This is a genomic window from Bradyrhizobium betae (assembly GCF_004123905.1).
Taxonomy (GTDB): Bacteria; Pseudomonadota; Alphaproteobacteria; order Rhizobiales; family Xanthobacteraceae; genus Bradyrhizobium; species Bradyrhizobium betae_A.
Window position 1 is genome coordinate 49,507 of sequence record NZ_MZXW01000008.1, and the last position, 19,956, is coordinate 69,462.

Annotated in this window: 15 protein-coding genes; 8 read left to right on the top strand and 7 right to left on the bottom strand. The window is 63.3% G+C overall.

From position 1 onward, the window contains the following. Positions 1-7: 7 nt before the first annotated feature. A complete protein-coding gene (locus B5V03_RS04910) occupies positions 8-1,726 on the bottom strand; it encodes a phospholipase C (RefSeq protein ID WP_129268153.1) in 1,719 nt (572 codons plus the stop codon). A gap of 258 nt (positions 1,727-1,984) precedes the next feature. On the opposite strand from B5V03_RS04910, the gene B5V03_RS04915 reads away from it, so the two are divergent. After that, positions 1,985-3,160: a YncE family protein gene (locus B5V03_RS04915; RefSeq protein ID WP_129268154.1), complete on the top strand. Its 1,176-nt coding sequence runs from the start codon at positions 1,985-1,987 to the stop codon at positions 3,158-3,160. Between the two features lie 37 nt (positions 3,161-3,197). On the opposite strand, the gene B5V03_RS04920 is transcribed toward B5V03_RS04915, so the two are convergent. Next, a complete protein-coding gene (locus B5V03_RS04920; protein ID WP_129268155.1) occupies positions 3,198-3,989 on the bottom strand; it encodes an ABC transporter substrate-binding protein in 792 nt (263 codons plus the stop codon). A 245-nt stretch (positions 3,990-4,234) separates the two neighbouring features. Here B5V03_RS04920 and B5V03_RS04925 point away from each other — a divergent pair, with 245 nt between their 5' ends. Next, positions 4,235-5,428: an efflux RND transporter periplasmic adaptor subunit gene (locus B5V03_RS04925; RefSeq protein WP_164987786.1), complete on the top strand. Its 1,194-nt coding sequence runs from the start codon at positions 4,235-4,237 to the stop codon at positions 5,426-5,428. A gap of 11 nt (positions 5,429-5,439) precedes the next feature. Next, positions 5,440-8,589 carry an efflux RND transporter permease subunit gene (locus tag B5V03_RS04930; protein ID WP_129268156.1) on the top strand — a complete coding sequence of 1,050 codons (3,150 nt, stop codon included), beginning with the start codon at positions 5,440-5,442 and terminating at the stop codon, positions 8,587-8,589. 197 nt (positions 8,590-8,786) lie between these two features. Here the strand turns inward: B5V03_RS04930 and B5V03_RS04935 are convergent, their stop codons facing one another. Beyond that, on the bottom strand, positions 8,787-8,969 hold the full coding sequence (locus tag B5V03_RS04935) for a hypothetical protein (protein ID WP_129268157.1): 183 nt from the start codon (positions 8,967-8,969) through the stop codon (positions 8,787-8,789). Between the two features lie 189 nt (positions 8,970-9,158). On the opposite strand from B5V03_RS04935, the gene B5V03_RS04940 reads away from it, so the two are divergent. From B5V03_RS04940 to B5V03_RS04955, 4 genes are all read left to right on the top strand, one after another. Then, positions 9,159-9,743, top strand: coding sequence for a DUF308 domain-containing protein (locus tag B5V03_RS04940; RefSeq protein WP_245502156.1), 585 nt, complete (start codon positions 9,159-9,161; stop codon positions 9,741-9,743). A gap of 180 nt (positions 9,744-9,923) precedes the next feature. Then, entirely contained in the window at positions 9,924-10,349 is a 426-nt protein-coding gene (locus B5V03_RS04945) for an organic hydroperoxide resistance protein (RefSeq protein ID WP_129268158.1), read from the top strand. Positions 10,350-10,457: 108 nt separating this feature from the next. Beyond that, positions 10,458-11,840, top strand: a complete 1,383-nt coding sequence (locus B5V03_RS04950; protein ID WP_129268159.1) for an FAD-containing oxidoreductase — start codon at positions 10,458-10,460, stop codon at positions 11,838-11,840. Between the two features lie 28 nt (positions 11,841-11,868). Further along, on the top strand, positions 11,869-12,627 hold the full coding sequence (locus B5V03_RS04955; RefSeq protein ID WP_129268253.1) for an alpha/beta fold hydrolase: 759 nt from the start codon (positions 11,869-11,871) through the stop codon (positions 12,625-12,627). Between the two features lie 157 nt (positions 12,628-12,784). Here B5V03_RS04955 and B5V03_RS04960 read toward each other — a convergent pair whose 3' ends face one another. The 3 genes from B5V03_RS04960 to B5V03_RS04970 form a co-directional block, all read right to left on the bottom strand. Further along, positions 12,785-13,705, bottom strand: a complete 921-nt coding sequence (locus B5V03_RS04960; protein ID WP_129268160.1) for a LysR family transcriptional regulator — start codon at positions 13,703-13,705, stop codon at positions 12,785-12,787. Positions 13,706-13,874: 169 nt separating this feature from the next. Further along, complete coding sequence (locus B5V03_RS04965) at positions 13,875-15,848, bottom strand: potassium transporter Kup (RefSeq protein WP_245502158.1); 1,974 nt, start codon at positions 15,846-15,848, stop codon at positions 13,875-13,877. 367 nt (positions 15,849-16,215) lie between these two features. Then, entirely contained in the window at positions 16,216-17,388 is a 1,173-nt protein-coding gene (locus tag B5V03_RS04970) for an MFS transporter (RefSeq protein WP_129268161.1), read from the bottom strand. Between the two features lie 59 nt (positions 17,389-17,447). Between B5V03_RS04970 and B5V03_RS04975 the strand changes: the two genes are divergently transcribed. Beyond that, entirely contained in the window at positions 17,448-18,248 is an 801-nt protein-coding gene (locus tag B5V03_RS04975; protein ID WP_164987787.1) for an AraC family transcriptional regulator, read from the top strand. Positions 18,249-18,345: 97 nt separating this feature from the next. On the opposite strand, the gene B5V03_RS04980 is transcribed toward B5V03_RS04975, so the two are convergent. Then, a complete protein-coding gene (locus B5V03_RS04980) occupies positions 18,346-19,896 on the bottom strand; it encodes a winged helix-turn-helix domain-containing tetratricopeptide repeat protein (RefSeq protein ID WP_129268255.1) in 1,551 nt (516 codons plus the stop codon). Positions 19,897-19,956: the final 60 nt, after the last annotated feature.

The window sequence follows — 19,956 nt, forward strand, 5'->3', positions numbered from 1 at the left end:
GGACGTCCTAGTGGTGATGGTGCTCGTCCGGCGGGCTGGTCATGACAGTGCCGGTGGTCGGGTCGAGGAACAGCGCATCGGTCCGGAGATCGTGGCGATGATCCTGGTCGAAGTCGAACAGATCCATGATCGAGCCGGAGCTCGCATCGAACGAGCCGCCGCCGAGGCGCTGGCCGCGCAGCCAATTGTCCTCGATGAACCGCACCACGGAAGCCTGCGAGATGTAGGTGCTGCTCACGTGGTTGGTCCTGGCGTAGGGTGAGACCACGATGAAGGGCACGCGGGTGCCCGGACCGCAGCGGCCGTTCACCGGCTTGCCGACCAGACCCTTCGGCGCAGGCTGCTTGTTGGCGCCGAGGCCGCACAGGCCCGGACCGTTGACCTGGTCGGCCGCCGGATCATACGAGGCGCTCTTCGGCGCGACGTACTGATGGTCGTACCAGCCGTCGGAGTCGTCATAGGTGATGATGACCGCGGTCTCGCGCCATTCCGGCTGCTTCTGGAGGAAATTGATCAGCTCGACATTGCCGGCCTGCTCGTCGAGCGGATCGGAGTAGCCGGCGTGACCGTCCTGATAAGCGGGCATCTTGATATAGGAGACAGCCGGGAAATTGCCGGCCTTCACCGCGGCGTAGAAGTCCTCGATATCGTAATTGTGGTTGGCCGGATCGACCTTGCCGTTGAAGTCATGGGTATGGCCGATCGCGCGGACCGAGCTCGGCCGCGCATGGGTCGGGTTGGCGGTCGACTTGTAGTACTGGAACCAGGCGTGATGCGGAATGTAGTCCGCGGTGGAGGCGCCCACGACACTGGAGAAGGTGCTGCGCGCGCAACCGGTCGTGCCGTTGGCGTTCTTGAGCGTCAGGTCGAAGCCACCCATGAAGCCGCCCCAGCTGATGTGCTCGGCACTGAGCAGGTCGCCGATGTTCTTGCCGTCCATCAGGATCGTGCTGGTGGTGCTCGAGCAGGCGTCGACACCCGGATCGGTGTCGCCGATCAGCGTCAGGCCGCCCTGACCATCGGGAACAGTCTGGGTCGAGGTGCCGACGATGTTCTGCGCGCCGTTGGTCTGGCCGGAGATCACTTCAAGCATGCCCGGCGTCGACGGACCAAAGGTGTCGGTCCAGGCATTGTCGCTCATGGCGAAGTGCTGGGCGTAATTCCAGAAGGCGGTGGTGGTGTTGCCGTCGAAATAACCCATCACCTGCCCGTTGGTGCCGAACGCGCCGGCGCCGCCGGCAGTGCCGCGGCCGGTGAATTTCGGGAACAGGTCTTCCTTGCCGTTGTCCACGGCCTGCTGCTCGGGCGTGTAGGCGTGATTCTGCGAACGCGTGTTGGCCTGGGTGCGGTCGAGGCGGAACGGGTCGGTCGCGCCGGTGCCGTTGGCCGGATTGGTGTTCGGATTATTCACCAGCAGATTGGCATTGGCGAGGTTGTTGACCCTCGGCGTATGCGGCTTCGGCACGAACGGGATCGAGCCGGACGGATTGGCCGCGTTCGGATAGGTCGCGAAGTAATGGTCGAACGAACGGTTCTCATTGAAGATGATCACGAGATGCTTGATCGGCGTCTCGGTGTGGATGTTGTGCGGATGACGGTGATGATCGTCCTGATCATGCCCGTGATCGCGGTCGCGGCCGAAATCGTCCGCGAGGACGGGAAGCGTGCACGCGAGTGCGCTCGCGGCGGCGAAAATCGCCACCGTCGTCAATAGCCTGGATTTCATTTTTTGACGCCCCGGAAAGTAAGGATGTTACGATCAGAAATATTCTAAACACCGCCGGTGACAGAGCTGTGTCAGTTTGACGCAAGAGACACTTTGCGCAGTTGCCCGGACGAATTTCTTCATGGCAGCGCGCCGCCGAGATTCGCGTTCCCGGCTTTATTCCCCCGGCCGGCGCAAATATGATCCCCGCTGCATTGTTGCGAAATCCGCAGGGTTGCATTTAGCTAGCCGGAACAAAAGACAACCTGCGGGGGAAACATGACAGCCTTTCGTCGCACGCGCTCATGGCGCGCAGCCTCAGTCCTGGTCGCAACCTCCTTGGCTGGCCTTGCAAATTTCGCCGCGCAGGCTGAGATCGTCGTCACCGCCAATGACGGCAAGATGGTGCTGGAGAACGGCAACGCGGTGGTGCGCAAGCAGCCGCTGCCGGACACGGTCAGCGTCATCGATCTCACCGACGGTGCGCTAAAACTTCTCGGCGAGGTGCCGGCGCCTGCCAGCGTCGTCGGGCCGCCGCCGAGCGTGGCGGTCGCGCCGGATGGCGCGTTTGCGCTGGTCACGGGCGCCATGAAGATCGATCCGGCGGATCCGACCAAGGCTGTGCCCGACGACAAGCTCTCGGTCATCGACATCAAAGCCAACCCGCCAAAGGTGCTCGCGACGCTTCAGGCCGGCGCAGGCGCGGCCGGCGTCTCGATCAACCGCGCGGGCACGCTGGCACTGGTTGCGAATCGCAGCGAAGGCACGGTTTCGGTCTTCACGATCAACGGGAGCACGCTGACGCCGGCCGGCAAGATCCCGCTCGGTGACGCCAAGTCGGGCCCGAGCCACGCCGTGTTCTCGCGCGACGGCGCGACCGCGCTGGTCACCCGCGACGGCGACAGCAAGATCTCGCTTCTCACCGTGGACGGGAGCAAGGTCGAATACGCCAAGCGCGATCTCTCTGCGGGCATCCGCCCCTACGACATCGACCTCACCGGCAGCGCCGCGGCGGTCGTCGGCAATGTCGGCGCCAGCAGCGGCGACAGCGACACGATCAGCCTGATCGACATGACCGCAAAGCCGATCCGCGTCGTCACGACTGTTACCGTCGGACAGACGCCGGAGGCTGTGAAGATGTCGCCGGACGGCAACCATGTGGCGGTCACCGTCATGAACGGCTCGAACAAGCCACAGGCCTCACCCTTCTTCAACGATTTCGGCCTGCTGAAGGTCTACAGGATTTCCGGCACCGACCTCACGCCGGTGGCGGAAGCGAAGATCGGCCATTGGTGCCAGGGCATGGTGTGGTCGAAGGACTCCAAACATGTCGTGGCGCAGTGCATGGTCGAGAACGAGCTGACCGCGTTCTCGTTCGATGGCAAAGCGCTGACCAAGACGTCCACGCTCAAGATGCAGGTGAGCCCCGCCGGCATTCGCACCGCGGAGCCATGAGATCGGAGCGCGGCGCAGCGAACCTGCGCCGCCTGCCCTACTCGGTGCGGATCGGCGTGTCCTTCAGGCCGTTGTTGTCATAGGCCTTGCGCAAGGTGCCGTTCGTCACCGCCTCGGTCATGAATTTTGTGACAAAGGCAAGCGACTGCTGATGGCCGAGCGGCACGGCAACCGCAGTCACCGTCTTCTTGAACGTCTCGTCCAGCACCTTGGTGCCCGGAATCTTCTGCGTCATCTTGTTGAGCTGATCGCGCGACAGTGCGAAGGCATCGACCTCGCCGCTCTTCAGGAGGCCGAAGATCTCGTCATAGGTCTGATAGCCCGTGACGTCAGCATTCTTCAGATGCGCAACGGCGCCGCGCATGGTGGTGGTGGCGTTGACGGCCGCGACCTTGATACCGGGCTGGTCGAGCGTGGCGAAATTGGTGACGTTCGAACCAGCCTTGACGATGTAGGTGGCGTCGGCGACCTCGTAGATCGGGCCGAACATCATTTTGGCCTCGCGCTCGGGATCCTTCGGGAGCCAGGTGACATCCCAGGTGCCTTTGCCGGCTGCGTCGGTGATCTGCCCGGAATTCTGGTGCACGATATACTCGACGGGCACGCGGAGCTGCGCGGCCATCTCGCTGCCGAGATCGACCGGCACGCCGGCATAGCCGGCCTCCGTCTTCGTCGACCAGAACGCCCCGCCCGCCGGGCTGATTGCAATCGCGACCCGCAGCTTGCCGGTCGGTGCGATCTCGTCCTTCAAGCCATCGGCTAGCGCGGGCATGGCGAGGGCCGCTGCGAGAACGAGGCCGGCAAGAGCCGAGTGGAGGGACGTTGGCATGTCATGTTCTCCTCACCTTTTCTTCTTCAGACCGCTTCGCTTCCGTCACGCGTCTTTGACACAATTCTGGTCGATCGTGCGACCGATGAAAAGCGGTTTGTCATGACCAACCTCCCAGAGGCCACGCCGCTGTTTGCAGTGCAAGGACCGGTGACTGCCACGCGACTGCCATGGCTATGGTGTTCCACGGCCGGGCATTTGTTGCTAGCCTGCCGCACCGACAGACCGCAATCGGGGGCCATCGAATGACCTGCGCGAATCCCGCATCTCTCGCACATCGCAATGGAGAGTGGAGACAGATCGGGCGAGCGCTGACCGCCTTGGCGGCCGTGGCCGTCCTCGCGGGCTGCGAGGACAAGAACACCTTCGTGGCCCCGCCGCCGCCCAAGGTGGACGTCGCGACGCCGGTGCAGCGGCCGGTGACGCGCTATGTCGAGGCCACCGGCAACACCGCGCCGATCAAGAATGTCGACCTGGTCGCGCGCGTGCAGGGTTTTCTGCAATCGATCGACTATCAGGATGGCACCTTCGTCAAGCAGGGCACCCAGCTGTTCACGATCGAGCCCGAGACCTACAAGCTGAAGCTCGAGCAGGCGCAGGCAGCCGAGGTCGGCGCGCAGGCCTCGCTCAAGCAGGCGGAAGCCGACTTCAAGCGACAGGTCGAGCTGGTGCAGCGCCAGGCGGTGTCGCAGGCCACCCTCGATACCTCGACATCGACACGCGACAACGCCCAGGCCAATCTTCAGCAGGCGCAGGCCAACACAAGGCTCGCCGAACTCAATTACAGCTATACCAAAGTGAGCGCGCCGTTCGACGGCATCGTCAGCGCGCATATGGTCTCGATCGGCGAGCTCGTCGGCGTCGCCTCGCCAACCCAGCTCGCAACCATCGTCGCGATGGATCCGATCTGGGTGAACTTCACCGTCAACGAGCAGGACGTGCTGCGCATCCGCGCCGAAGCTGCGCGCCGTGGACTCACCGCCGCCGACCTCAAGCAATTCCCGATTCAGGTCGGCCTCCAGACCGAGACCGGCTATCCGCATGAAGGCCATCTCGACTATGTCGCGCCCACCATCAACCAGTCGACCGGCACGCTCGCGGTGCGCGGCCTTGTGCCCAATGACAAGCGGGTGCTGCTGCCCGGCTATTTCGTCCGGGTAAGGGTGCCCTTCGATCAGGACAAGAACGCCCTCCTCGTCCCCGACACCGCGCTCGGCAGCGACCAGGGCGGCCGTTATCTCCTGGTCGTTGGTAAAGACGACATCGTCGAGCAGCGCAAGGTGCAGATCGGTCCCGTCGACAACGGCCTGCGTGTGATTGAAAGCGGCCTGAAGCCTGATGACCGCGTCGTGACCGCGGGGCTGCTGCGCGTGATCCCGGGCCAGAAGATCGACCCGCAGGTGACGAAGATCGAGCAGCCCCAGGCGTCTGCGAAGTAGGGAGCGGCGCCATGATCTCGAAATTCTTTATCGAGCGGCCGGTCCTCTCGAACGTCATCGCGCTGCTGATGATCCTGATCGGCGGCGTCGCGCTGTTCAACCTCGCGGTTGCGCAATATCCCGACGTGGTGCCGCCGACGGTGCAGGTCACCACGCGCTATCCCGGCGCCAGCGCCAAGACCGTGATCGACACGGTCGCCTTGCCGATCGAGCAACAGGTCAACGGCGTCGAGGACATGCTCTACATGCAGTCCTACAGCGCCTCCGACGGCACTTATACGCTGACCGTGACCTTCAAGATCGGCACCGACCTCAATTTCGCGCAGGTGCTGGTGCAGAACCGCGTCTCCAGCGCGCTGTCGCAATTGCCGCAGTCGGTGCAGAACCAGGGCGTCACCGTTCAGAAGAAATCGACCTCGATCCTCTTGTTCGTGACGCTGACCTCGCCGGACTCCCGGTTCGACAGCCTCTATTTGAGCAACTACGCCACCATCAACATCCGCGACGAGCTTTCACGTTTGCCCGGCGTCGGCAACGTCACCGTGTTCGGCGCCGGCCAGTATTCGATGCGCATCTGGCTCGATCCGAACAAGCTCCAGGCCCGCGGGTTGGTGCCGCAGGACGTCATCCAGGCGATCCAGCAGCAGAGCCAGCAGGTCTCCGCCGGCCAGGTCGGCGCGCCGCCGACGCCGCCGGGCCAGGCGTTCCAGTACACGCTCAACGTCAATGGCCGGCTCGACGACACCAGCCAGTTCGACAACATCATCGTCAAATCAGGCACCAGCGGCGACGTCACGCGCGTGCGCGACGTCGGCTCGGTCGAACTGGGCGCGCAGACCTACAGCCAGATCTTCTCGCTGAACAAGCAGCCCGCCACCGGCATCGGCGTGTTCCAGTCGCCAGGCGCCAATGCGCTCGAGGTCGAGCGGGCCGTCGAGAAGAAGATGGTGGAGCTCGCCAAGCGCTTCCCCGAGGGCATCAAATACGACACGCCGTTCGACACCACCAAATTCGTCGAGGCCTCGGTGCACGAGGTCTACATGACGCTGATCGAGGCCGGCCTGTTGGTGCTGGTCGTGATCCTGGTGTTCCTGCAGGACTGGCGCGCGATGCTGGTGCCGGCGACGACCGTGCCCGTCACCATCATCGGCGCCTTCGCGGCGATGGCGGCGCTCGGCTTCACCATCAACATGTCGACGCTGTTTGCGATCGTGCTCGCGATCGGCATCGTCGTCGACGACGCGATCGTCGTGGTCGAAGGCGCGGCGCACAATATCGAGCAGGGCATGAACGGCCACGACGCCGCGATCAAGGCGATGGACCAGTTGTTCGCGCCGATCGTCGGCATCACCTTGGTGCTGATCTCGGTGTTCCTGCCGGCGTCGTTCCTCGCCGGCCTCACCGGGCGCATCTATTCGCAATTCGCGCTGGTGATCGCGGCGACCGCGCTGTTGTCGGCCATCAACGCGGCGACCTTGAAGCCGACGCAGTGCGCATTGTGGCTGCGGCCGACGGTGCCGCCGGAGCAGCGCAACTTCTTCTATCGCGGCTTCAACAACGTCTATAACCGCGTCGAGCGTGGCTATACGCGGCTGATCACCTTCCTGTGCAGGCACGCCACCGTCTCGGTCGCATTCGCGCTGGTGGTGATCGGGCTCAGCGGCTACGGCCTGTCGCGGGTGCCGACCGGCTTCCTGCCGATCGAGGATCAAGGCTATCTGATCGCCGCCATCCAGCTGCCCGACGGCGCTTCGCTGGAGCGGACCCAGACGGTGCTCGACCGGGCCAGCGGGATCATCAAGGAGACGCCGGGCGTTCAGCAGGTCATCACCATCGCCGGCATCTCCGCGCTCGACAGCAGCGCCAGCCTTGCCAATGCCGGCGTCGCGTACATCATCCTGAAGGACTGGGAGGCGCGCAAAGGCCCCGGCGAGGATTTGCGCTCGCTGGTGTACGGGCTCAACGACAAGCTCGCGGTGATCATGGAGGCGCGCACGCTGGTGCTGCCGCCGCCGCCCATTCAAGGCATCGGCAACGCGGCCGGCTTCTCGATGCAGGTCGAGCTCCGCGACGGCAACAGCGATTTCGCCAAGCTGCAGGCGATTACCGGCGCGATGGTCTCCAACGGCCAGAGTCAGAGCGCGCTCCAGCGCGTGCAGTCCTCGTTCCGCTCGTCGGTGCCACAGTTCAACGTCGAGATCGACCGCATCAAGACCCAGACGCTGCACGTCACGACCGATCAAGTGTTCTCGGCGCTGTCGACCTATCTCGGCTCGTCCTATGTCAACCAGTTCAACAAGTTCGGCCGCGTGTTCCAGGTCTATACGCAAGCCGATCCCGCCTTCCGCATCACCGAGCGCGACATCGCCAACATGCAGGTGCGCAACTCGAACGGCGACATGATTCCGATCGGCACCGTCGCCACGATCACGCCGGCCACCGGTCCGTCGCTGATCAGCCTCTACAACCTCTATCCGTCCTCGACCATCATCGGCCTGCCGGCGCAGGGCTATTCGTCCGGCCAGTCGCTGACGCTGATGGAGGACATCGCGGCAAAGACGCTGCCGCCGGGTACCGGCTTCGAATGGACCGCGATGTCCTATCAGGAGAAGGCAGTCAGTAACCAGATCTACTGGGTGTTCGGGCTCGCGATGCTGCTGGTCTACATGGTGCTGGCCGGTCAGTACGAGAGCTGGTACGCGCCGATCTCGGTGATCCTCGCGGTGCCGCTGTCGCTGCTCGGACCGATGCTGATCCTCTCCGGCCTGAAGATCGACAACAACCTCTATTGCCAGATCGGTCTGATCCTCTTGATCGCGCTGTCGGCCAAGAACGCGATCCTGATCGTCGAGGTCGGGCTCGAGCTGCACAACCGCGACGGCAAGCCGGTGCTGGAAAGTGCGATCGAGGCGGCGCGCGCCCGCTTCCGCCCGATCCTGATGACGTCGTTCGCCTTCATCCTCGGCGTGGTGCCGCTGGTGATCGCGACCGGTGCCGGTGCCAGCGCCCGCAAGTCGATCGGCATCACGGTGTTCTCAGGGATGCTGGCCTCGACCTGCCTCGCGGTGCTGTTCGTGCCGGCCTTCTTCGTGGTGGTGCAGCGCTTCGAGAACTGGCGGGCGAGGAAGAAGGCGCAAGCGGTGGCGGTGGTGAAGTCCTAGAGGCCGGTCCGGCAAAAAATCGCGAAACAACCCCATGCACAGTAGGCACCGGGTTGTCGGCATTGAGAATTTTCGCATTTTACGAAATAAACTTGACGCGTCGGGCAAAACAGGTTCATGATGCCATCGTCGCAGCACGTGCCACCCAAAAGCGCGATGAGTTTGGTTTGAATTGTCTTTGCGCTTTAGTGCCTTGTTTAGAGCGCCTCACGAAACTTCGGTGAGAGGGCACGCGAGCAGACAACGGCGGCAGCGTGAACCAGGAAGGCGCGGTCATCGGCGAAGATGCGGCGGACGATCGCCGCCTCCGCGGCATTGATGGTTCGCTCGCCTCCAGCTAGTTGCCCATCAACGGCGGCTTGGCCGAGCCCGCTGGCCATTTCGCGCTTGGACCTTCTGCCAGTGACGCCACACGCCCCTCCGCTCATCATACCATAAAGGTCTTGGCACCAATACCTAAGGTATTGGCTTGATCGCTGTTTGATCAATATCTGATCGGCAGCGAGAGCAAACGAACTCGCACCGTGAACCCTCCGTTCGGGACACGCCTGAAGAAGTGGAGATGTTTTGTGACGCGCATCGACAATGACTCTGCCTGGTCGACCTCGGAATGGCTCAAGATCTATTATTTCACGCGCTTCGCGTTTTCGGCCGCCTGGGTGGCGGTCGCCCTCGGCCTTGCAAAGAACAACCCGCCGTTGGCCGCGATCATGCTGGTCGGCTATCCGGCCTGGGACGCGATCGCCAACTTCGTCGATGCCCAGCGCAGCGGCGGCATCACCCGTAACAGATCGCAGCTCCTCAACTTCGTCGTCAGCATCGTCACGGCCATTGCCGTCGCCGTTGCGCTGAGCGACGGCATGGCAAGCGTGCTGTTGGTGTTCGGTATCTGGGCTGGCTTTGCCGGCATCTTCCAGCTCGCCACCGCCGTCGGCCGCTGGAAATCCTATGGCGCGCAATGGGCAATGATCCTGAGCGGCGCGCAATCCGCCCTGGCAGGCATCTTTATGGTCAAGATCGCGTATGGCCCGACACCCGTCGGCATCGCCGACATCGCTCCCTATGCCGCGTTCGGCGCCTTCTACTTCCTCGTTTCGGCCATCTGGCTGACCGTCAGCGAGGCCCGGCGCGGGGCATCGCGCGCGGCACACTGAGGTCACGGCAAGTATCCTCCCTTGCAAGTATCCTCCGTTGGCGGCGCGTCCGAACGCCTCTTCGAGCACCGCGCAGCTGTCCATCTGCGCTGCCGCTCACGTCCCTCAAGCGGCAGAGCCACCCTTTCACGCCTCAGGGCAAGGCATGGCGCCATCCCCTTACCGATCCAAGGAGCAGCTATGACGATTGAAGCCAAGTATCGCACGACGGCCACCGCAATCGGCGGTCGTGATGGACGTGCATATACCGAGGACGAAACCTTCGACCTGGAGGTGAGCACGCCGAAGGAGCTTGGCGGCACTGGCGGCCCGGGCACCAATCCGGAGCAGCTCTTCGCGGCCGGTTATTCAGCCTGCTTCCTGAGTGCCTTGAAGCTGGTGGGCAGTAAAAGAAAGATCGACATCGCTGCCGACTCGTCGATTTCGGCGACCGTAGGGATCGGCCCGAACGGTCAGGGCGGCTTTGGCCTGGTCGTCCAGCTCTCGGCCAGCCTTCCGGGGGTCGAGCGGACGACTGCGGAGCGGCTGGTCGCGGAAGCCCATCAGATCTGCCCTTATTCCAACGCCATCCGCGGTAATGTTGACGTGCACATCGTCATCGCGTGAGCCGGCTCACGCCGGCGCCAAGACGTCCAGATAAGCACCGATGACAAAGCCTCGCCGTCGCCGGACACCTGTCGCACCGGCCACAGCCTATGAAATGGAGGATATTCGATGAAGGGGCGCGATTTCGATGCGATCATCATTGGTGCGGGACAGGCAGGTCCTTCGCTTGCCGGGCGGCTGAACGATGCCGGCATGAAGGTGGCGATCATCGAGCGCCATCTCGTGGGAGGGACCTGCGTCAACACAGGTTGCAAGCCGACCAAGACGTTGGTCGCGAGCGCTTATGCCGCCCACACGGCCAGACGGGGAGAAGACTATGGGTTCAAGGTCGGCGGTGCCGTGGAGATCGACATGCCCGCTGTCGCAGCCAGAGCTCGAAAGGTCATCTTGGACTCTCGGGCCGCCAACGAGAACTGGCTGGTCGCCATGCAGAACGTCGAGCTCATTCGCGGGCATGCTCGCTTCACCGGGACCAAGAGCGTCGAGGTGAATGGCGAGCAACTGACTGCGCCGCGCATCTTCATCAATGTCGGCGGCCGCGCGGTCGTGCCCGATATGCCGGGCGTCAAGGACCTAACGGTGCTCACCAATACCGACATGGTGGCGCTCGACGAGTTGCCGCGGCATCTCGTCGTGATCGGCGGGAGCTATATCGGCCTCGAATTTGCACAGATGTACCGCCGCTTCGGCGCGGAGGTCACGATCGTCGAGCGCATGAATCGGCTGATCGCGCGTGAGGATCCGGACATTTCGGAAGAGGTGCGCGCAATCCTTGAACACGAAGGGATCACCGTTCGCACCGGTGCGGATTGCATTGGCTTCGCAAAGCACGAGAACGGCATCGCAGTGTCCGTCGATTGCAAAATGGACAGCTCGCCGGCGATCGGCAGCCACGTGCTGATGGCCGTCGGACGTCGCCCCAACACCGATGAATTGGGTCTCGATCGCGCCGGGATCGAGACCGACGCGCGCGGCTACATCATCGTGGACGACGAATTGCAGACCAATGTCGCCGGCGTCTACGCAATGGGCGACTGCAACGGTCGGGGTGCATTCACGCACACCGCCTACAATGATTTCGAGATCGTCGCGGCCAACCTGCTGGATGGCGAGAATCGCAAGGTGAGCGAGCGCCTCACCGGCTATGCGCTGTACATCGATCCGCCGCTCGGCCGGATCGGAATGACCGAGGCGGAGGCCGTTCGAAGCGGCCGTCGGCTTCTGCACGCGAAACGCCCGATGACACGCGTCGGTCGCGCGGTCGAAAAGGGCGAGACGCACGGCCTCATGAAGATCGTGGCTGATGCGGACACGCGGCGCATCCTCGGCGCAGCGATCCTCGGCACTGGCGGCGATGAAGCGATCCACGGGATCCTCGACATGATGAACGCCGACCAGCCCATCGAGACGCTCCGCTGGGCGGTGCCGATCCACCCGACCGTTTCCGAACTGATCCCGACCGTTCTTCTCGATCTCAAAGCCTCGCTATAGTCACTCCACCTCTCAAATGGGAAATCTCATGAAAAGGGTCTTGTCTGTCGCAGCCATCGTCGTCGGCCTTGGTTCGTCTTTCGGGGTGGCTCATGCCGCCCAGCCGATCAAGAACGTGGTGCTGGTCCACGGAGCCTTTGCGGACGGTTCGGGCTGGAGGGCCGTCTCCGATATCCTGTCGCGCGATGGTTATAGGGTGACCGTCGTGCAGGAGCCGGAGACATCGTTGGAAGACGACGTCGCGGCCACGCAGCGGGCTATCAAGCAGGCGGGGGGACCGGTCGTCCTGGTCGGCCACAGCTACGGGGGCATTGTGATCACGCAGGCGGGAAACGTGCCCGAAGTGCAGGCACTGGTGTATGTCGCGGCCTTGGCACCGGATGCGAACGAAAATATCGTGGAGGTCCGGAGCAAGTTTCCGCCGGCGACCAACAATGTGGTGAAGAGCACCGACGGCTTTCTGACGCTCAATCAGGAAACCTTCCACCACGATTTCGCGGCGGACCTTCCGAAGGCGGATGCGGATTTCATGGCCCGGTCGCAGGTGCCCGTGAGCGAGAAGGCGCTGGGTGCGATCGTCAAGGATGCCGCATGGAAGTCCAAGCCGAGCTGGTATGCCGTCGCGACCGAGGACAAAAAGATCGATCCCGACTTCGAACGTTTCATGGCAAAGCGCGCCGGAAGCGTCACTATCGAGGTCAAGGGAAGCCACGCGGTGTATGTCTCGCAGCCCAAAGCGATCGCGGACCTGATTGAGAAGGCGGCCGCGGGCGAGAACACGAAATAACGCCCTGCCAAATCGGCGACCGCGTCCTGATCCTTTGATGCTGAAGGGGCGGTCGCCGATTGTGGGATCTGACCGCCCATCGGCATCGCTCACCCGCTGGATCACCAGCGCACGCAGCATGTTGTAACTGTGCTTGATCGGCTGCGCGATAGCCGCATCAGAAAATCGCGCGTATCGATGAGGACAGATCGAATCTGGTCAGCCGGTCCACCTCCGCGAGAATACTTGCCACGATCTCGCCGTTCGTTCCCCGCCGGATCGTCACGACCACAGGCGAGCTTCCGCCATCTTCGGCCAGCGGCGCGAAGCAGATATCCTGTCCACGCATGAGAAGGGCCCTGGCCGGCACGATGCTGATGCCGACCCCCGCGGCGACCAGGCCGAGCGCAGCCGCCAGTCCGCGGATCGTCATCGTGTTGGCAGGTGTGAACCCGACAAGTTCCATGAAGCGTGTGACGGGATGGCGCGGTCCCCCGGACGCCCGCTCATCGTAGAGTATCAGTGTCTCATTGCTGACCTCCGACAACTTGATCGGCTGGTCGCGCCCGCGGAATGCCGGATGGCCGATTGCAAGCGCGAGCATCAGCTGCTCGTTCCGGATGACGACTTGCTCGACCTGATCATCGACCAGGAGGGTCAGCCCGAGGGCCAGATCAATCTCTCCGTCTCGGACAGCCCGCACCTGGTCGGCGGATGCGACCTCGGCATACTCGAAGTCATACTCGGCATAGCTCTCGCGCAGATATCGAAATATCCGTGGGGTCCGTCCGTACAGTAGCGAGAGGTCGAAGCCGATCTTGAACAGACGCCTGCGCTTGTCGTTGAACGCCGCTACCTCACGCCTGGTCTGCTCCACTTTCTGCAGGATCTCGTTCGCGCGCTCAACCAATAACGCGCCGGCCCGGGTGAGCTTGACGCCCCGAGGGCTTCGCTCGACCAGCCCGACGTCAAGCTCTGCCTCGAGGTTTGCGATCTGCCTGCTGAGTGGAGGCTGGGCGATATGGAGCTCGGCGGCTGCCTTGGTAAAACTGAGCGTCCTGGCAACGGCCAGAAAATATCGGAGCTGCCGCAATTCCATCGCTCATACCAAAAAAGTCTACCCCCAAATACCTATAGTATTGGCTCGAACGATGTCCAACACTAATCGATCAGGCACCGCCGCCGCCTTGGCGATTCAGTTCAGCCCAAACGCGTTCCGCGTTTGTCGCGAGGAAAACCGCTTCGCACTGTTCCGGATCATGCTTGAGCTAGACCTCGACGCGGAAGCCGACCTCGATCACCGCGTCGTGGGGAATCTTGAAGAAGTCGGGCGCGCGGCTGGCGATGCGGTTCAGGAACGAGAAGATGCCGAACGAGACCGGATCGATCGCCGATCCGCTCTCGCGGCGGACGATGGTCTCGTGGGCGAGATAATAGTTCTTGTGCTCGAGATCGGCGTCGAAGCCGAGCTTGTTGCAATTGTCGAGCGTGAGCGGAATGTCCGGCGTCTGCATGAAGCCGAGCCGGACCTGGATGCGATAGAAACCGCGGCCGAGGCGATGCACCGAGTGACGCTCGCCGAACGGCACGCGCGGCCGGCGATCGGAGACGTATGTCAGCAGCACCACGGTCTCGTGCAGCACGCGGTTGTGCTCGATATGGCGCAGCAGCATCGGCGAGACGCCGTGCTCGACCTTGGTCAGCCACACGCCCATGCCGGGCGCGCGGCCGATCACGGCGGTGTCGGCGTAGCCGAGAAATTCCTTTAGCGGCATCGACATGTCGTTGAGACGCTGCCGCACCATGGATGAGCCCCTGCGCCAGGACAGCATCAGCGCGGCGATGGCGGTACCGACGACCAGCGGAAACCAGCCGCCCTCGAAGATCTTCAGCGAGTTCGAGACCAGGAAGGTGGCATCGATCGCGCCGAAGGCGAGGATGACGGGCAGCGCCAGCCGGCGCGGCCATGTCCAGCGCGAACGGGCGACGTGATAAAGCAGGATGGTGGTGATCAGCATCGTGCCCGACACGGCGATGCCGTAGGCGGCAGCGAGGTTCTCCGACGAGCGGAACATGATCACGGTGAGCAGCGTGCCGGTCATCAGCAGCCAGTTGGCGGCGGGCACGTAGATCTGGCCGGCCTCGTCATAGGACGTCGGCGTGATCCGTGCTCGCGGCACGAGCCCCATCTGCATCGCCTGCCGCGTCAGCGAGAACACGCCTGATATCAGCGCCTGGGACGCGATGATGGTGGCGAAGGTTGCGAGGACCACCATCGGAATCAGCGCCCAGCCCGGTGCAAGCTTGTAGAACGGATTGTCCGCGGCACCGGGATCGGACAGCACCAGCGCGCCCTGGCCAAAATAGTTCAGCATCAGGGCCGGCAGCACCAGCGCGAACCAGGCGCGGCGGATCGCGGTGGCGCCGACATGGCCCATGTCGGCATAGAGCGCCTCGCCGCCGGTCAGTGCGAGGAAGACGGCGCCGATCACGACGAAGGCGACCTTGACATCGGAGACCAGAAACTGCGCCGCGGCGAGCGGATTGACCGCCAGCAGGATCGCCGGCGCCTTCCAGACATTGGCGACGCCGAGCGCGGCGATCACGACGAACCAGATCACCATGACCGGTCCGAACAATTTTCCGATGCTGCCGGTGCCATGGCGCTGGATCACGAACAGGCCGATCAGCACGGCGAGCGTCGCCGGCAGGATGAAGTGCTCGAAGGCGGGTGCGACCAGCTTGAGGCCCTCCATCGCCGACAGCACCGAGATCGCCGGCGTGATGACACCGTCGCCATAGAGCAGCGAGGCGCCGATCACGCCGAGCAGGACGAGGATCGGAAGCTTCGCGCCGTTCGCCACCTTCTCGGCGGCGACGAGCGACAGCAGGGCCAGGATGCCGCCCTCCCCGTCATTGTCTGCCCGCAGGATGAACACGACGTATTTCAGCGCCACCATGGCGATCAGCGCCCAAAGAATGAGCGAGACGATCCCGATCACCTCGGCTGCCACGGGCGCGGGATGGCCGAGGCCGGAGAGCGCGACCTGGAAGGCGTAGAGCGGACTGGTGCCGATGTCGCCGAACACGACACCGAGCGCGGTCAGCGCCAGAAACAGGGGATTGCCGAGGTGATGGACGAATTTTGGATGCTCGCTCGCCGCTTCGAGCGGATCATACGCCACACCGGTCGCGGCCCGATCGATCAGGCTCCGGACCGGGAGATCGGACGGCATATCCATGCAGGGCCTCGGGAGGAGGACAGATACCCGCAGGGGATAAATGCAAGCGGCGTGCCGGGGCCTGTTGGCAAAAGTGCGAAACAACCCCATGCACAGTAGAGGGGGGCCTGATAAGGCCCGAGAAATTTCGGTCTTACCGAAAGAACTTGCTCCGTCGGGCAAAACAGGGGCATGATGGCATTGTGGGCGGGCCGTGAGCGGAGTGGTTCTACGTGCCTCCGCCGCCAGCCCCCTCCTCGGTCATTGCGAGCGCAGCGACTTGTCCGCCGAAGCTTTAGCGAAGGCGGAAGCAATCCAGAGTCCCTCCGCGGAAAGATTCTGGATTGCTTCGCTGCGCTCGCAATGACGGGCGGAGAGAGTAACCGCCTCACACCGCCTGCGGCGTCCTGATCTCGCGGGGCAGGATGATCGCGGCTGCGATTGCCAGCAGGCAGAGGGCGGCGAAGGCGTGCAGCATGGTGACGAAGCCGCCTTGCTCGTAGAGCCAGGCGACCAGGCCGACCGAGGCGCCGGCCGCGGTGAAGCCAATGAAGTAGCGCACCGCATAGGCGCGCGAGCGCCATTCCTCGCTGGTGTATTTGCCGACCATGGCGTCGTTCACCGTGACCTGTCCGAACGCGCCCATGACGATGCCGATCGACACGAGAATCAGCGGCAGGTTGGACAGGCTCGCGGCAAGATACAAAAACGGCGCCAGCATGAAGGACAGCGGCAACGCCACCGTCTTCAGCGAATAGCGGTCGAGCAACCGGCCGATCGTGTACTGCGTCATCGCGCCGAACACGTAGACGCAGGCTGCGATCACCCCTAACAGCGCCGGGCTCTTGGTCAGATCCGCAAGCCGCTCCGCGAACAGCTTTGGCAGCGCGACGGTGACGGCATTGAACGTCGTCGAGATCGCTATCACGACGATGAGCAGCGACAGGATCACGCGCCACATGTCCTTCTTCGCCACGCGCGCTTGCGGTGCCGCCTGCTTCGAGCCCTTGCGGTCCTCATGCACCACCAGCATGGCAAAGGCGACGCCGATCAGGATGGTGACGATACCAGGGACGATGAAAGCAAAACGCCAGCCGAGATATTGGCCGATCACGCCGGTGACCAGCGCCGAGGAGGCCACACCGAGATTGCCCCAGACGCCGTTGATGCCCATCTCGCGGCCGAGCCGGTCGGCATAGGACACGATCATGGCGGTGCCGACGGGATGATAGATCGAGGCAAAAATGCCGATCGCGAATAGTGCGGCGCCGAGCTGCGCCGGGGTCTGCACGAAGCCGACCGAGATCATGGAGAGCCCGATGCCGACGAAGAAGATCAGCATCATGTGGCGGCGGCTCCAGCGGTCGCCGAGCCAGCCGGTGATCAGCGAGCCGGCGCCGAAGGCCACGAAGCCCGGCGTCGCATAAGGCAAGAGTTCCGAATAGGCCATGCCGAGCGCGGGGCCCATGATGATCACGGCGGCGGCAAAGATCAGCATCGCATAGTGGTCGATGAAATGGCCTGCGTTGACGAAACTGATGACCCGGCTGGGGCTGTTCATTCGAATCCTCTCCTGCTCCGAAATGAGTTATATGTCGGACCCATGACGGGATGCTGCCAATGACTGTCTTGGAAACGCCAATCCTGCGGGAGGTCCGGAGCAACCATCGCTCGCCGGCAGGCGTGCATCTGGTTGCGCGCGACTATCCCAAGGGCATGCGGATCGATCCGCATATGCATCGCGAGGCGCAGCTGATCTATGCCGCCAAGGGCACGATGCAGGTAACGACGCCCGAGGGACGCTGGCTGGTGCCGCCCGACCGCGCGGTGTGGGTGCCGGCCGGGCTCGAGCACGCCCTCGACCTGCTCGCCGACATCGAGATGCGCACGCTGTATTTCGACCTGCCCTGGCTCAAGCGCGAAAGGCGCTATGCGGGGCTGACCAGGGAATTCGTGGTGCGGGTGTCGCCGCTGCTCAACCAGGCGATTCTCGCGCTGTTCGACGCACGCAACACCGAAGAGCGCACCGAGCTACTCGTGCGGCTGGTGATGCTGGAATTGCACCAGGCCGAGGATTCCGCGACCTTCGTGCCGCTGCCGCACGAGCCGCGCTGCCGGCGCGCCGCCATGATCGTGCTCGACGATCCCACCGGCCTGCACGACATCGACACGCTGGCGCGCGAGGTCGGAACCTCCGCGCGGACGCTGTCGCGGTTGTTTTCGAGCGAGACGCAGCTGAGCTTCAAGAGCTGGTGCCAGCGCGCGAGGATTGCGGCGGCGATCCAGCGGCTGTCGATTGATGCCAACGTGTCGGTGAAGCAGCTCGCGACGCAACTCGGCTATGCCAGCGTGCCGGCGTTCTCGGCCGCGTTCCGTCAGGTGACGGGGCGGACGCCGACGGAATTTGCGGGGAAGGGGTAGCCGCAGATGCGGCGGCCGGTCAGCTTCGCGATGGCCGTTATGTCAAACGACGCGATAGCCCTACGAATTCCTCAGACCACGATGATCTCCGCAACATTTACTCTTCAGGAAGTCCTGCCTTGCGTAAGCCCTCGGCAATGCGAGCTCGCTGCGCAAGACAGGTCGGATGATCCGTTGGCGAACTGGCCTGGAATTGGGCGACGCTGAAGTTCGGAGCGAGGGTGAGCCCAGCCTGCACACATACCCGTGCTTCCCTGATCTGACCAAGATGCGCCTGCCCGGCGGCGAGATAGAAATGAACAAACGGCGCAATATTCCGATTGGTCTCGATCGATTGCTTGAACCAGCGCACGGCGGCCTCATCGGCGCCAAGATATGATTGCGCGACGCCTGCCGTATTCATCCAGGAAGAGGCCTTGTTATCGCGGGGAGAGAGCCGGAATGCTTCCATGATGTGGGCCTCGGTCTCCTCGGCTCGACCGAGATTGTTTTTACCGAGCCCAATCCACGCGTGGGCCGTGGCCAGATTTCGATCCAGCACCAACGCCCGCTCACATTCGGCGATGCCCTGTGCGGCGCGCTTTGTGAAAATCTGGACGACGCCCATCAGGCAATGCGCCCTCGCGTGATTGGGCGTGTGGGCAAGTATCCTCGTTAAGTACGCTTCGACCACTTGCAGAGGCGCCGTCCGATCGATCAGCATGGAGGTCGCCCGCATGGTATCGACGTCTGCGATTCCCACCCTGGCTTCGACGTTCGTTGCGTCCAGCAGGAGCGCTTGTTCGAAGAACGGGCGAGCCTGCGACAGGCTAGTGGGATCCGTTCCGCGATTCAGATACGCCATGCCCTGGAAATAAAGGTCCGTCGAATCTGGATGTGGCGCCCGCGCAGCGCGCCGTGCCTCTACCCTGACGAGCTCGGTTCCCAATTGATTGGCGAGACGCGCTCCGATCTCGTCCTGCATGTCAAAAAGATCTGCTACCTGCTTGTCGAAACGTTCGCCCCATAAGTGACTTCCGGTCTCGGCATCAATGAGCTGGACGTTGATGCGCATCCGGCTTCCGGCCCGCTGCACCGAGCCCTCGAGCACGTAGCGAACGCCGAGTTCGCGGCCTAGCTGCTTCAGATCAACATGCATACCCTTGTAGGTGAAAGCGGTGTTACGGCCGATCACAAAGATGCCGGCCATTCGGGACAGATCCGTGGTCAGGCTCTCGGTTACGCCGTCGACGAAATATTCCTGCGCGGGATCGGGGCTCAGATTGGCGAAGGGAAGAACCACGAGCGACGGCTTGCCTGCAGCGGGGCTCGGCAAGACGGCGACAGTTGCGGTCGTCGGCACTTCGCGGACCTCAGCGACGAAGCGGACGCCCTTACGCGGAAAGGTCTTGATCAGGCGCTGCGCCTCTCCGGAATCGCCGATCGCCTTGCGCACGGCATTGAGTCGGGTGGTCAGGGCGACGTCGGAGACGATACGGCCATCCCAAATGGCGCGGATCAGATCGTCCTTGCTGACCACGCGCTCGCGGTTGCCGATCAGATAGCCGAGCAGGTCGAACACCTGCGGCGTGATGGCGACCGCATCCGTTCCGCGGCGCAGCTCGCGCCGCTCGATGTCGAGTGAAAAATCTTCAAAGAGATAGCGCAAGCCGTTTCCCTGCAGCCGCGGTCGATCGCTGAAATCCTTTGCAAGGATAAGCTGCCGGTA